Raw genomic sequence first — 12851 nt, 5'->3', positions numbered from 1 at the left:
TCCCATTTGGTGTGATTTAGGCTCTCGAATTCGTCCATTGATGGAACTCCATCAGCGTGTGCTTTGGCGGCTCACGCTCCAGAGTTTCATTGATGGGCGAACCGGGGCCTACCCCCGCAAATGTCAAACTGCTGCTGCCTCCCCGGCAGAGCCGGGGGAACTCCCGGTTACGTTAGAAAGCATGCTATATAAAAGCATACTATGAATTCCCCACCGTCCTTGCAGGCCGCGGTTGGCTTCGAAATCCAGGTCACGGCCCGCGCATGGCGCCGGCGCATCGACGCCGCGCTCGCCGATCTTGGGCTGTCGGACGCGGCCGCGTGGACCCTGGTCAACCTGATGCGCGCAGGGGATGGCGTTCGGCTTGTCACGCTCAGCACCATCATGGGCATGGAGGGGCCGTCGATCGGCCGCCTGCTCGACCACCTGTCCGACCTCGGCCTCGTCGATCGGCGTGAGGACACAGCCGATCGGCGGGCCAAGACGCTGCACCTGACCGAGGCCGGCGTGGCGGTGTGCGCGCGGATGGAGACGATCCTCCAGCAGGTGCGCGCGCAGTTGCTGGACGGAATCAGCCCGCAGGACCTGGAAGCCTTCCTGCGGGTTCTCCGCGTCATCCAGGCCCGCGCCGACCGGACGACGGAGCGGGACCGATGATCCTGTTCAGCGCGCGGTCATGGGTGTTTGCCACCAGGACCTTCGTGGCCCTGCTTCTTACGCTCTACGTGGCGTTCAGCCTGAACCTGGAGAAGCCGTACTGGGCGGCGATGACGGTCTATATCGTCTCCCAGCCGCAGACCGGCGGCCTGCGGTCCAAGAGCATCTACCGCTTCATCAGCACCCTCATCGGCGCCGCGGTCAGCGTCGTGCTGGTGCCCACCCTGGTCGATGCGCCGGAACTGCTGGGCCTGATGCTGGCGCTCTGGGTAGGCCTCTGCCTCTACATCTCGCTGCTCGATCGCACGCCACGCTCGTATGTCTTCATGCTGGCCGGCTACACCGCCGCCTTCATCGGGTTTCCGGCGGTCACCGATCCCTCCGGCATCTTTGGGTCCGCCGTATCGCGGGTCGAGGAAATCGGCATCGCCATCGTCATCACCACCATGATTGGCAGCCTGGTGTTCCCGGTCTCGATCGCGCCGCTGCTGAACGGCTGCCTCGACCGCTGGAGCCGCGACACCCATCACTGGACCGAAGCCGCGCTTGGCGGCGACGCCGCGTCGCGGGGCCTGATGGCCGCCGACATCGCCGAAGCCGATCGGCTGGCGGGCAATCTGGTTTATGATCCGTCCGGGCTCAGCCGGGCAGGCCGACAGTTCGGTGACCTGCGCGCGCGCATGCTGCTGTTCTTGCCCACCCTGTCGTCCATCGGTGACCATGTCCGGGAGCTTGGCCGCCTGCCGGGCGGCGTGTCCCCTGCGATGCGGCGGCTGCTCGATAACATGCTGGCGTGGAACCGGACAGGCCATGGGTCAGGCGAGGACGCGCGGCGCCTGCATCGGGAGACGTTCGACCTCATGCCCGTCCTCACCAGCACGCCGGCATGGCGGGACGTTCTGACCAGCGTGTTGCTGCTGCGGCTGCGGGAGGCGATCGAGCTGATGCAGGACTGCCGCGCCCTGCGCCGGTATCTCGCCGGCGGGGCGAGCGGGCCCGTGCCGCATCTGCGCCACGCGGTGACGCGCGCGGGGCGGGCGCAGCATGTCGATCATGGCATGGCCGCGCTGTCCGCGCTGGCGGCAGTCCTCGCCGTCCTCGCGTGCTGCGCCGCGTGGATCGCCCTGGGCTGGCCGGCGGGCGCGATGGCGGTGCAGATGGCAGCGGTGGCGTGCAGCTTCTTCGCCGCCATGGATGACCCGGTGCCGATGATCCGCAACTTCACCTGGCAGGCGATCATCGGCCTGCTGATCGCGATCGCCTATGTCTATGCCATCCTGCCGGCCGCCAGCAGTTTCGAGATGCTCGCGCTGGCGCTGGCGCCGGTCTACCTGCTGGCCGGCCTGATGATGACCTCGCCGCGCTTCTACTTCTGGGGCCTCGGCACCGCGGTCAACACCGCCGTCATGATGGGCCTGCAAGGCCGCTATACGGCCGACATGGCCGCCACGCTGAACAACGGCATTGCGGTCGTGACCGGCATGTCGATAGCCGCGATGCTGACCGCGCTCCTGCGGTCGGTCGGCGCCGGATGGATCGCGCGGCGCATCATGCGCGCCAACCGCACCGACCTGGTCGCGCTCGCGCGGCTGCGCGATATCGGGGCGCGGATGGCCGCGGCGCAGCGCAACCGGCTCGCCGATGCCATGCTGGATCGCCTGGTGCTGCTCGCGCCACGGCTGGTGGCGGTGGGACAGAACCCGCGGCAGGCCGCCGAGCGCGCGCTGGTCGAGTTGCGGCTCGGCCTGAACCTGATCGACGTGCCGCGCTTCCGGCGCGGCTTGCCGGACTCCTGTGCCGGATCGATTACCCGGATGCTCGCGGATCTCGACCGCCATTTCGCCGACCTGGCCCGGCATGGCGACATGCCGGCGCCGGGACCGCTCCTGGCTGGGCTTGACGCCAGCATCGCGGCCGTCGGCGGCATGCCGGCCGGGCACCGCCAGGTGCGCCTGCTGCTCGCCCTTGTCGGAGTGCGCCGCAACCTGTTCCCGGGGGCCGCGCCGCCGGACTTTTTCGTATCCATGCCGGCCGCGCCTCTCCCAGCTGCGCCTGCCCTGGCCGCGCCTGCCCTGGCCGCGCCTGCCCTGGCCGCGCCTGCCCTGGCCGCGCCGGTTCCCGCCACGTCTGCCGCATGATCGGCGAGATCGACATCTACGGCGTCTTCTTCCCGCCGCTGCTGGTGTGGATGGCCGTGGCGTTCCTGATCACCGTGGCGCTGACCCGGCTCGCCGCCGGCCGCGGCTTGTTCCGCCTTGTCTGGCACCGGCCGCTGTTCGAGCTGGCCGCCTTCGTCATTGTCCTCGGGACGCTGGTCATCGTCTCGGTATTCTGGATGGAACCATGAAATCCGGCTTGCTGCTTCTGGGACGTGTGTCGCTCACCCTGGCGGTGCTGGCGGTTGCCGGCGTCCTGGGCGCCATGCTCTGGGATTACTATGCCAATGCACCCTGGACGCGGGATGGCCGGGTACGTGCCGATGTCGTCCTCATCGCCCCGGACGTCGCGGGACTGATCAGCGACGTGCTGGTGCACGATAACCAGCCGGTCCGCCGCGGCGACGTCCTGTTCGACATCGACAGCGCGCGCTACCGGATCGCGGTGGAGCAGGCCGCGGCCGTGGTGGCAAGCCGCCGGGCGGCGCAGAACCGCGCCAGCCTCGACCTCCGCCGCTATGACGCATTGAACGACATGTCGGTCTCGGCGCAGCGGAAGGAACAGGCGGCGGCCGATGCGGCCATCGCGGCGGCCGCCTTCCAGCAGGCGCTGGCCGATCTCCACCTGGCGCAGTTGAATCTCCAGCGCTCGGAAGTGCGGGCCGCGGTGGATGGCACGATCACCAATTTCAGCGTGCAGCCAGGCGCCTATGTCAGCGCCGGCCAGGGGGGCGCGGCGCTGGTGGTCAGCAGCAGCCTGCGCGTCGAAGGCTACTTCGAGGAGACCAAGCTGCCGCGCATCCGGCCGGGCGATCCGGTGACCGTGCACCTGATGGGGGAGTCCCGCCTGCTTCACGGCCATGTCGAAAGCATCGCCGCAGGTACCGAGGATCGCGAACGCGCCCGTGGCAGTGACCTCCTGGCGGACGTCAATCCTACTTTCACCTGGGTGCGGCTCGCCCAGCGCGTCCCGGTGCGGATCGCGCTCGATCCTGTGCCTGCCGGCTTGCAACTGGTGGCCGGACAGACGGCGACGGTCATGGTCGGGTCCGCTCGCCAGTATCTGTTCCGCACGATCTGGCGGCAGGCGCGCAATTGACTGTTGGTCCGGCGGCCCCGGTGCCGGGATTCGCGGCGTCGCGCCGGCCGACGCCCCTTCGCGGCCCGGATCCGCCCCGGGCCAATGGTGGCCGCTCAGAGCCTGAAAATAAATCGACTCCTGGCCGGAGTCGAAGCTGCTACAGCACATCGCAGGACGGCTGGGACTCCGCTTGCAGGAATACAGTGGCGGCATCGCTCCGTTCGGACTGCGGCCGGAGCGCCCGTCCAGGCCACGTGACGGTGCTGCCAGGTGCGTGCGTCCCTGTCATGGCCGGTGCTTGCTGCGGCCGACGATGGTTCACCACAGAGACACAGAGCCACAGAGATCAGAACCGCCGCGCTGCCGACGGCTTCGTTGCAATCTCTGTGTTCCTGTATCTCTGTGGTGGACCAAGCGGATTTTCCGCCAGCACCACATCGCCGATCGGGGGCCGACGCCGCAGCCAGTTGCTGCATTGACGCAACATTGTCACCCGGGCGATGGCACCCGTGCCTCCACGGGCTGTCGCTGCCGATCCGGCGCGGTCGTCTCAACCGACCTGCGGTTTGCTGTAACCTCCTGTAAAATATGGCATTAGTTCTTGGACTTGTCCAGAAAGCCGATTGATTTTCAGGCTCTCAGCGGAATCGTGACGCCGCGTACGGCGCCAGGTCGAACGCCGGCGGCCGTCCGGCCAAGAGATCCGCGACCACTGCCCCGGTGGTGGCCGCGGCCGCCAGCCCGATATGCCCATGTCCGAACGCATGCACGATATCCCGGCAGCCCGACGCGAACCCGAGGCACGGCAGCCCGTCGGGCGTCGAGGGCCGGTGGCCCATCCACGTCTTCACCGACTCCAGCGTCAGGTCCGCCGGCAGGCCCGGGAACACCGTGCGGGCGAAGCGCAGCAGCGTCTCGGCCCGCCGCCAGTCCGGCGCCGCATCCAGCCCGGCCAGTTCCACCTGTCCCGCCACCCGCAGGCCGGCGGGAGTCATGACGCACGCCATCTTCCCGTCGCTCGGCATCACCGGGTAGCGCGGGGCGATGCCGGGATCGGCGATCACCACGTGGTAGCCGCGCTCGGTCTCCAGCGTCACGCGGTCGCCGGCCGCGCGGGCCAGCGGCTTCGACCAGGCGCCAGCCGCGATCACCGCCTTGTCGCAGGCGATGTCGCCGTCCGCCGTGCGCACCGCAAGCAGCCGGCCGACTTCGATCCGGAACCCGGTGGCCGCCCGGCGCAGGATTGTCGCGCCCTGTCCGGCAGCGAGGCGCACCAGGGCGGCGGCATAGGCGCCGGGGTCGCGGCACTGGCCGTTCTCCTCCACCAGGATGCCGAAGCGGTAGTGCCGATCCAGCGCCGGCTCGCGCTGGCGCAGTTCGTCGGCGTCCAGTTCCAGCCACCGCGTGCCGTTGTCGCGGCGGACGCGCCAGGACAACGCCTCAGCCTCAAACGCCGCACGGTCGGGGAAGGCGAACAGCACGCCCTGGCGGGTGATCAGGTCGCCGACGCCGGCCGCCTCGGCCAGTGCCCGGTGCCGCGCCGGCGCGTCCGCCAGCAGCGGCTGCAGCGCCCGGCCGATGGCGGCCACCTTCTCCGGCGTGGCGCCGGCCTGCACGAACCGCCGCAGCCACGGCACCAGCCACGGCAGGTAGGACCAGCGGATGGTCAGCGGCCCCAGCGGGTCCGCCAGGTAGCCCGGCACCTTCTTCCACAGCCCGGGCGCCGCCATCGGCACCACCGAGCTTGGGTTCAGCAGCGTGCCGTTGCCGTAGCTGGCCGCCTGCTCGCCGCCTGGCTCCCCCGGATCGAGCAGCGTCACGGCATGGCCGTCGCGCAGCAGGGCGATCGCCGCGGCCAGGCCGACGATGCCGGCGCCGATGACGACGACGCGGCTCATGCGTCCTTCCGCAGGGTGTAGAACTGCGGCCAAGCGTCGGGAACGTCCTTCAAGGTGGCCGGGAACGCCGTCGGCTGCTCGTACATGCCCAGCGGCGCACAGGTCGGGTTCTCCCAGAACGCCGCCAGTGAATGGTTCCGCGTGATATCCGCCGTGGTCCAGACCGCATCGAGCGAGGCCAGGTCGGCATGGGGAGCGAACGTAACAACTTTCGCTCCGTCCGCCCGGGCGATGCGCGGCGCGGCGAGGACAGTGGCCGTCGCCGCCGCTGATTGCAGCACCGTGCGTCGCTTCATCCGGCCATCCCCGTGCCTGTTCGTGTCCGGCAAGGTTAGGCCGCCACGGGACATCAGGCCAGGGGCCGGATTTCCCGCCCCAGCGCCGCGGCGACCAGCGGCGCGGCGGCGTCCGACATGCGGTGCCCGTCATGGCCGACGCCCGGCACGTCGATCACCCGCCAGCCCAGCGTCACGCCCAGCGCCGCGGCCGCCGCCTGCCCATGGCGCAGGTAGCTGTGCGCCCGGGCATAGCGCGTCGGCCCCTGCCGCAGGGAGTTCGGCCCCTTGGGGAAGAACCGGCCGGTGGTCCTGGTGTCCTCGGTTCCCGCCATGATCGTCAGCGGGAACTGCAGCAGCGCCGCCAGGTCGTCCGCCACGACCCCGGTGGCGCCCAGGCCCCATGGCCAGCCGAGCGTCAGGTCGGGCATGGCATAGGTGCCGGCATTGGCGCCGACGGCTACCGCGACGTGCTCGCGATAGCCGAACGACAGCATCCGGTGCACGAACTGTCCGCCGGCGGAATGGCCGAACAGGCCATAGCGCGGCGCGGCGGTCAGGCCCTGGTCGCGCAAGGCGTCGAACAGGCGCGGAACGATGCCGAAGGTCCATTGCGACCGCGGATTGGGCGTGCCGTCCCTGGTGCGCAGGTTGCCGAAATGATACCACAGGTAGTCGGGAAAGTCGGTTTCCGGAAACTCGATGGCAATGGCCAGGAAACGGCCCTGGTCCACATGCGGTGCCCAGTAATCGCGATAGTCGCGTCCGTTGCGGCCGACGCCGTGATGCACGAACAGCACCGGCAGCCCCGGATGCCAGTCGCGCGGCCGGGCGGCGTGCAGGACCAGCGTCCGGTCCGGGAACATCGGGTCGTGCCAGGGCAGGGAGGCGGCGCCCGGCGCGGCGACCAGCGGCGACAGATCGATCGATGTTTTCATGCGATATCATAAGCCCGGATGGGGAACCTGCGTCGAGTGCGCGGAATCGGACTTGGTGAAATGGCGGCAATGACGTAGCAAGCGCGGCTACACCAGGTTCGGGACGCGAATATGATTAACGAATCAGGACGGATATTCGTCGCATTGCGCAAGGACGGCCCTGCTGCCGGCAACGGTCGGTTGCCGATGTACCATGCGGTCACGCCGCATTGCCGGATGGCGCTGTGCGCGACCGAACCCGGCGCCGCCTCGGGCTGGGCCGAGCCGCCATCGGAAGCGGTCACCTGCCGGATCTGCCTGGAAAAGCTGGCACGGCTGCGGAAGGCCGGGTTTGGCTACCAAGGGTTCGTCAGGGAATGACCGCGCCCTTGGGTGTGGACCACCGTCCTGTCCTCGCCATGGTTCGCGAAGGCAAAGCATGACGCGGAGGGGCCGTGCCTTGCACGCAATGCCGCGGTTATTCGCGGACGGGCCCCGAGGAGGCGGCCAAAGGGTGGCCCCCCGATCGTCATGCCGAGCCTCCGCCAATGATAGCGTTACCGCAATGGACGCCGGCGTTGGCGACCTTGCGGATGCGCCGAGCCATGACGAAGAGGCAACAGCCGGCCCTGTCTCCCGGCGCCCGGGACGAGGTGATTGCGCCCGCAACGGCCCGGCCGCTGGTCGACACCGGGCCGCAGGTCTGATATTTTCTCACAGATCGGCGAGAAATTCTTGCCTGTCGCCGCGCGGTGGTTCGGGTTATCCAGAAGACCAAGCAAGAAAGCGCCGCAGGAGGAAAAGCCATGCTCAAGGAAATCGTCGCCAGCACATCCAAAGGCCGCGTTGTGATCATGGATTCGATCACCAAGGTCACGCCGGACGACATCGGCGCGAACGTGGTGTCCGCCTCCCACGGCGGCGCCAGCTCGGGGGAATTCGCGCTGGAGGTGCCGCTGGCGAGCGTCTTCTTCAACGACGCCGGCGTAGGCAAGGATCGCGCCGGCATCGCGGCGCTGGACATGCTGCAGGCGCGCGGTATCGCAGCCGGAACAATTGGCCACGAGACCGGCCGCATCGGTGATTGCCAGGACATGTGGGACCAGGGCGTGATCAGCCACGCGAACGAAACCGCCGTCGCGCGCGGCCTGAAGCCGGGCCTGCGGGTAAAAGCGGCCCTGCTCGCCGCCATCGGCGCGGACGCATGATGGTTGCCAGCCGCAACCAGCAGATCCGGTCCCTGCAGACCGGCCGGCGCAGGTCGTCATCGCTTGCGGCACAACTGAACCCGGAACAAACGGCACCAGCATGAGCCAGGTCTGGATCGAGGCGGCCCTGAATGGTCCCTGGGGGCGGGAGCGTCAGGCTGGTATTCCGGTGACGGTCGAGGAAATCGTCGCCGACGGACTCGCGGCGGCCGATGCCGGCGCTGCCATCATCCACGTGCACGCCTACGATTCGGCCACCGGACGACAGAACGACCGGTGGGAAACCTATGCGCGGATCATTAAGGGCATTCGTGCCAAAGCGGATGTCATCGTCTATCCGACCATCCCCCTGGCCGGTTCGGATTATGCCGGCCAGAACGCGCAACGCCGTTTCGCCCACACGGCGGAACTGGCCAGCCGTGGCCTGCTGGAGTGGACGGTGTGTGACCCGGGCTCGTGCAATTTCCTGCGTTTCGAGGAAGTCGCTGATCCGTCGGCCGGCTTCGTCTACCAGAACCCGCTCGGCGACATCCGCGAGGGGCTGCGGCTGTCCAAGGAGTACGGCCTGCACCCGGGCTACGCGATCTACGAACCCGGCTTCACCCGGCTCGGCGCAGCGCTCGCGGCGGGTATTTCCGGCCTGCCGGCGGCAATTTATCGCTTCATGTTTTCCGATGAATTCGCCTGGGGCTTTCCACCCGAGGCCGGGCATCTCGATGCGCATCTGAACCTTCTGCGTGGCGTTGCGCCGGACGCGCCGTGGATGGTCGCCGGACTGGGTGTCGACATACGGCCGTTGATCGCGCCGGCGGTTGCGCGCGGTGGTCATGTCCGCGTTGGGCTGGAGGATGCGCCCTGGGGCACCGGGTGGTCGAACCGCCAGTGGGTGGAGGAAGCGGCCAGGCTGATCCGCGCCGCCGGTGGCGAACCCGCGACCGCCGCGCAGGTACGCGCGGGCCTGGCTGGACAGGCGTAAAATCCGGCTGTTCCCCGGCGATCCAGTGACGGCGCTTCCGGCGGGCGGGCGTCAGGCCGCGGCTCCCTGGCGGGCCGCGACGAAGAAATCGGCGGCCCCCACCTGGCCGCCTTTCAGAGCGATTTCCAACCCGTCACGATCCTGGCCCACGGCATGGGCGCGGCACAGCGGCGATCCCGGCGCCAGCGGCGCGATCGCGGTCAGCGCATCGATCCCCAGCATCTGCGCGGCCCGGCCCGATGTGTCGCCGCCCGAAATGACCGCGCGGGTGATGCCGGTGCGGGCCAGCAGGCGGTCCAGGATCCGGCCAAGGCCTTCGCCGATCCGCTCGTTGACCGCCTCGGCGGCGACGCCCGCGGCGGCAATCGCGGCCTTCAGCGACGCGACGGCCGGATCGTCGGGGCCGGCGGCGCTGTAAACCAGCGTATCGCGTCCCTGCGCCAGCTCGTCGAGCGCGGCCTGGGTGGCCCGGCCGATCTCCTGCGTCCAGGCGGCCGGATCGACGGCCCGCGCGGTATCAAGGGCGATCGTCGCGAACCCGTTCGCGCGGGCATGCGCGATCTGCGACGCCGTAACCGGCGAAACTGAACCCGATACGCAGGCGATCCGATCGGCCGGCTTCGCGCGGAACGCCGTCGCCGGCGGCGGGATTAAACCGGCGTGGCGCCACCAGGCGACAAGCGCGGCCTCGAACCCCTGTGACCCGATGCCGAACACGGGCGATCCGCCATGTTCCCACACCAGGCGACCGGCCTCGGCCAGCGTCTCCCGGTCCAGCACGTCCAGCGAAACGATCTGCGCGCCGGACGCAATTTCCCGCGCCAGGCGCGCATCCGCTTCGCCGCGCTTCATGGCAACGAAATCGACCAGGCCGATCTTCCGGTCGGTCTGCTTTGCCAGGTGACACGCCAGGTCGGCCTCGTCCATCGGGGTCACCGGATGGCGCGACATCACCGGATGGCGGTCCAGCCGATGCACGCCGTCCGGCGCCGCCGCGAACAGATTGCCGATCGCCTGGTAGCGACCCATGCCGGGATCGGCAACGATCATCGGGGTCCAACCGCCGAGGATCGTTGCGCCGATGTCGGCGGCGCGCCCGATGCTGCCGATGTGCGGCGCCGAATCGAAAGTCGAGCACACCTTGTAATGGATCACCGGCGCGCCGGTATCGGCCAGCAGCCGGAAAACCGCCGGCAGGTGCCGGTCCATCCATGCCGGGCCCCGGGCCCGCGCCACGCCAGCCACGCCGATGACGCGATACTGCCCGAACGCGCGCAGACGCTCCGGCGCCGGCGGGGACAGGAACAGAACCGTTTCGATCCCGGCGAACGCGGTCGCTTCCATCGATGCCGACGAGCCGGTGAAGTCGTCGCCGTAGAACGCGATCAGCGGTCCGTCCGGCAGCTTCCGGGGCTCGGTCATGCCGCCATCTCCAGCGCCCGCTTCAGGCTCGGGCGGGACTGCGCATAGTCCGGCAACGGAATGCCCGCCAGGGCCGCCTGCCACGCGTCCACCATGGCCTCGACGCCGGCCGCGGCGCCGAGCGGATGCGCCATGATGCCGCCGCCGGCGGTGACGATCAGGTCGACCGAGCCCAGGCCGTTATAAGTCGCCGGCGCCTGCCGCGCCGTCTGCGCCGAGGAGAACACCGGCATCACCGTGCAGGGCTTGCCAGCGAACATCGGCGTCAGGCAGGCGCGGGCGGAGGCGATGCAGCTTTCGTCGTCCTCGGCGAATTTGTTGCCGATGCCGTTGACGTGCATGTGGTCGACGCCGGCCAGGCGCCAAATCTTCTGCCAGGCGATGTACGACCAGCCCAGCATCGGGTGCCGCGTCAGGTAGCCCCAGCCGTTGCGATGCGCGTGGATCGGCAACTGCGCGAACCGCCGCAACGCGATCATGCCGGCCAGGCCGACGGAATTCAGGCTCGCCATCATGCAGGTCGCGCCATGTTGCAGCAACGTATCGTGCCGGTGGCGCATCTCGTCCAGGTCGCCGGTCAGGTTGAAGGCGTACATCGGCTTCTTGCCGGTGCGGTCGGCGTGGGCGTTGATCACCCGCATGACCTCGGCGACGCGTTCGTCGAACGGGCAGGCTGGGCCGTCGGCCTGCAGTTCGTCATCCTTGATGAAGTCGATGCCGGCGCGGCAGAGTTCCGCCACAAGGTCCGCCGTCTCGCGCGGGTTCAGGCCGACGCTCGGCTTGATGATGGTGCCGATCAGCGGCCGCCCTTCGACGCCGGAGAGACGTCGCGTGCCGGCGATGCCGAAGCCGGGGCCGAGGTAGGCGTCGGCGAACTCGGCCGGCAGGCGGATGTCCAGCAGGCGCAGCCCGGTGACCGGCTTCAGCTCGAACAGGTTTCCCGCCACCGTCGCGAGCAGGTTCGGCAACGACGGTCCCAGTATCTCGAACGGCCAGGACAGCGTGACCAGGGCGCGGCGGAATTTGGTTTCCGCGGTAACCTTCAGTCCGGCCGACGGCAGCGCCGGCGCCGGGGCGGACTCGTCGAGCACGTCCAGGCGGATCACCCGGGCCGCTGCGCGGGCCTTCAGTTCGGGCGTCTCGCCGGGGACCGGAACGAAGGTGCCGCTCGACTGCTCGCCGGCCATGAATTCGGCCACGCGGCGCGGATCGCCCGGCGTTTCCAGGAGATAATCGGCCTCGATGCGGTTCGTCGACATGACGGGTGCTCCAGGTGGATGGACTTCAGGCGGCGCGGCAGGTCAGGCCGCCGTCGACCGGCAGGCTGACCCCGGTGATATAGGCGGCCTCATCCGATGCAAGGAACAGGGCGGCCTTCGCCACGTCCCACGCGGTGCCCATGCGCCCCATCGGGCAGGCGGCATCGCGCGCGCGGATCATCTCCTCGGCATCCTTGTACTGGCCGGAGATTTGCTGGTGGATCAGCGGCGTGTTCATCAGGCCGGGCATGATGGCGTTCACGCGGATGCCCTCGGCCGCGTATTGCAGCGCGAGGCCCATGGTGAAGTTGTTCACCGCCGCCTTGGCCGCGTAGTACGCCGCATAGGGATAGCCGGTCCAGCGGATCGCCGCGATCGACGAGACGTTGACGATCGCGCCGGAACGCCGCGCCAGCATGTGCGGCAGCACGTGCTTGCAGGTCAGGAAGGCGCCGGTGACGTTCAGGTCGAACGACCGGTGCCACTCCGCTTCGCTCAGTTCGATCGGCCCGCCCATCGTTGCGTAGCCGACGTTGTTGTGCAGTACGTCGATGCGGCCGTGGCGGGCGATCACCGCGTCCACGACCGCCTTGACCTGGTCGGACTGCGTCACGTCGCACACGGCCGCCGAAGCGGAACCGCTTTCACCGGCGATGATGCCAACGGTTTCTTCTGCCGCGGCCGGGTTGTTGTCGACGCAAACGACATGCGCGCCTTCGCGGGCGAACAGGGTCGCGGTGGCTTTGCCATTGCCCCAGCCGGGGCCGACCGAGCCGGCGCCGAAGACGATTGCTATCTTGTCCTGCAAGCGGTTGGTCATGACGCCCGTTCAAATCCTCTGCTGGAGATCGGTGAGGTGCGGTGCCGCCACACGGCGCCTTGCCCGGCCGCTGGCAGCAATCGGGTTTTGTTCCGGAGACGACTCTTCCGCGTGGAACCCGGCCGAACCCGGCTTCGGCCGGAACCAAGCCTGCGGTTTCCCGGTCCGGTCCGAAGAGCCAC

Annotated in this window: 13 protein-coding genes; 7 read left to right on the top strand and 6 right to left on the bottom strand. The window is 69.0% G+C overall.

Annotated elements, in window-relative coordinates:
* Window positions 1–201: 201 nt before the first annotated feature.
* The 4 genes from CCS01_RS20520 to CCS01_RS20505 are packed head-to-tail and all read left to right on the top strand — an operon-like array spanning window position 202 to window position 3912.
* Complete coding sequence (locus tag CCS01_RS20520; RefSeq protein WP_104520631.1) at window positions 202–657, top strand: MarR family winged helix-turn-helix transcriptional regulator; 456 nt, start codon at window positions 202–204, stop codon at window positions 655–657.
* Window positions 654–2795 carry an FUSC family protein gene (locus CCS01_RS20515; RefSeq protein ID WP_104520630.1) on the top strand — a complete coding sequence of 714 codons (2142 nt, stop codon included), beginning with the start codon at window positions 654–656 and terminating at the stop codon, window positions 2793–2795. Before CCS01_RS20520 ends, CCS01_RS20515 begins: the two co-directional genes overlap by 4 nt.
* The gene (locus CCS01_RS20510) at window positions 2792–3004 is read left to right on the top strand and encodes a DUF1656 domain-containing protein (protein WP_104520629.1); all 213 of its coding nucleotides are present in this window, start codon (window positions 2792–2794) and stop codon (window positions 3002–3004) included. The genes CCS01_RS20515 and CCS01_RS20510 overlap by 4 nt, the downstream gene beginning before the upstream one ends.
* Window positions 3001–3912 carry an efflux RND transporter periplasmic adaptor subunit gene (locus CCS01_RS20505; protein ID WP_104520628.1) on the top strand — a complete coding sequence of 304 codons (912 nt, stop codon included), beginning with the start codon at window positions 3001–3003 and terminating at the stop codon, window positions 3910–3912. The genes CCS01_RS20510 and CCS01_RS20505 overlap by 4 nt, the downstream gene beginning before the upstream one ends.
* Window positions 3913–4532: 620 nt before the next feature.
* Here CCS01_RS20505 and CCS01_RS20500 read toward each other — a convergent pair.
* Genes CCS01_RS20500 through CCS01_RS20490 form a run of 3 tightly spaced genes read right to left on the bottom strand, consistent with a single transcriptional unit; the run spans window position 4533 to window position 7005 of the window.
* Window positions 4533–5792: an NAD(P)/FAD-dependent oxidoreductase gene (locus tag CCS01_RS20500; protein WP_104520627.1), complete on the bottom strand. Its 1260-nt coding sequence runs from the start codon at window positions 5790–5792 to the stop codon at window positions 4533–4535.
* Complete coding sequence (locus CCS01_RS20495; RefSeq protein ID WP_104520626.1) at window positions 5789–6088, bottom strand: hypothetical protein; 300 nt, start codon at window positions 6086–6088, stop codon at window positions 5789–5791. The genes CCS01_RS20500 and CCS01_RS20495 overlap by 4 nt, the downstream gene beginning before the upstream one ends.
* 53 nt (window positions 6089–6141) lie before the next feature.
* Window positions 6142–7005 carry an alpha/beta hydrolase gene (locus CCS01_RS20490; RefSeq protein WP_104520625.1) on the bottom strand — a complete coding sequence of 288 codons (864 nt, stop codon included), beginning with the start codon at window positions 7003–7005 and terminating at the stop codon, window positions 6142–6144.
* Between the two features lie 111 nt (window positions 7006–7116).
* Here CCS01_RS20490 and CCS01_RS33030 point away from each other — a divergent pair, with 111 nt between their 5' ends.
* From CCS01_RS33030 to CCS01_RS20480, 3 genes are all read left to right on the top strand, one after another.
* Window positions 7117–7365 carry a hypothetical protein gene (locus tag CCS01_RS33030; protein WP_146101868.1) on the top strand — a complete coding sequence of 83 codons (249 nt, stop codon included), beginning with the start codon at window positions 7117–7119 and terminating at the stop codon, window positions 7363–7365.
* Window positions 7366–7790: 425 nt separating this feature from the next.
* Window positions 7791–8192 (top strand): hypothetical protein, encoded by a 402-nt coding sequence (locus CCS01_RS20485; RefSeq protein WP_104520624.1) that lies wholly within the window; start codon window positions 7791–7793, stop codon window positions 8190–8192.
* A gap of 100 nt (window positions 8193–8292) precedes the next feature.
* Complete coding sequence (locus CCS01_RS20480) at window positions 8293–9168, top strand: BKACE family enzyme (RefSeq protein WP_104520623.1); 876 nt, start codon at window positions 8293–8295, stop codon at window positions 9166–9168.
* A 51-nt stretch (window positions 9169–9219) separates the two neighbouring features.
* Here the strand turns inward: CCS01_RS20480 and CCS01_RS20475 are convergent, their stop codons facing one another.
* Genes CCS01_RS20475 through CCS01_RS20465 form a run of 3 tightly spaced genes read right to left on the bottom strand, consistent with a single transcriptional unit; the run spans window position 9220 to window position 12669 of the window.
* On the bottom strand, window positions 9220–10590 hold the full coding sequence (locus tag CCS01_RS20475; protein ID WP_104520622.1) for a four-carbon acid sugar kinase family protein: 1371 nt from the start codon (window positions 10588–10590) through the stop codon (window positions 9220–9222).
* Window positions 10587–11849, bottom strand: coding sequence for a ribulose-bisphosphate carboxylase large subunit family protein (locus CCS01_RS20470; RefSeq protein ID WP_104520621.1), 1263 nt, complete (start codon window positions 11847–11849; stop codon window positions 10587–10589). The genes CCS01_RS20475 and CCS01_RS20470 overlap by 4 nt, the downstream gene beginning before the upstream one ends.
* 25 nt (window positions 11850–11874) lie before the next feature.
* Window positions 11875–12669, bottom strand: a complete 795-nt coding sequence (locus CCS01_RS20465) for an SDR family NAD(P)-dependent oxidoreductase (RefSeq protein ID WP_104520620.1) — start codon at window positions 12667–12669, stop codon at window positions 11875–11877.
* Window positions 12670–12851 lie beyond the last annotated feature (182 nt).

It is taken from the genome of Rhodopila globiformis, from assembly GCF_002937115.1.
GTDB classification, from domain to species: domain Bacteria; phylum Pseudomonadota; class Alphaproteobacteria; order Acetobacterales; family Acetobacteraceae; genus Rhodopila; species Rhodopila globiformis.
This window is presented reverse-complemented; position numbering and strand designations above follow the sequence as displayed.

Coding starts and splice junctions, on each gene's coding strand:
- CCS01_RS20485 (WP_104520624.1), top strand. CDS start 7,791: ATGCTCAAGGAAATCGTCGCCAGCACATCCAAAGGCCGCGTTGTGATC.
- CCS01_RS33030 (WP_146101868.1), top strand. CDS start 7,117: ATGATTAACGAATCAGGACGGATATTCGTCGCATTGCGCAAGGACGGC.
- CCS01_RS20475 (WP_104520622.1), bottom strand. CDS start 10,590: ATGACCGAGCCCCGGAAGCTGCCGGACGGACCGCTGATCGCGTTCTAC.
- CCS01_RS20500 (WP_104520627.1), bottom strand. CDS start 5,792: ATGAGCCGCGTCGTCGTCATCGGCGCCGGCATCGTCGGCCTGGCCGCG.
- CCS01_RS20465 (WP_104520620.1), bottom strand. CDS start 12,669: ATGACCAACCGCTTGCAGGACAAGATAGCAATCGTCTTCGGCGCCGGC.
- CCS01_RS20470 (WP_104520621.1), bottom strand. CDS start 11,849: ATGTCGACGAACCGCATCGAGGCCGATTATCTCCTGGAAACGCCGGGC.
- CCS01_RS20480 (WP_104520623.1), top strand. CDS start 8,293: ATGAGCCAGGTCTGGATCGAGGCGGCCCTGAATGGTCCCTGGGGGCGG.
- CCS01_RS20505 (WP_104520628.1), top strand. CDS start 3,001: ATGAAATCCGGCTTGCTGCTTCTGGGACGTGTGTCGCTCACCCTGGCG.
- CCS01_RS20520 (WP_104520631.1), top strand. CDS start 202: ATGAATTCCCCACCGTCCTTGCAGGCCGCGGTTGGCTTCGAAATCCAG.
- CCS01_RS20515 (WP_104520630.1), top strand. CDS start 654: ATGATCCTGTTCAGCGCGCGGTCATGGGTGTTTGCCACCAGGACCTTC.
- CCS01_RS20490 (WP_104520625.1), bottom strand. CDS start 7,005: ATGAAAACATCGATCGATCTGTCGCCGCTGGTCGCCGCGCCGGGCGCC.
- CCS01_RS20495 (WP_104520626.1), bottom strand. CDS start 6,088: ATGAAGCGACGCACGGTGCTGCAATCAGCGGCGGCGACGGCCACTGTC.
- CCS01_RS20510 (WP_104520629.1), top strand. CDS start 2,792: ATGATCGGCGAGATCGACATCTACGGCGTCTTCTTCCCGCCGCTGCTG.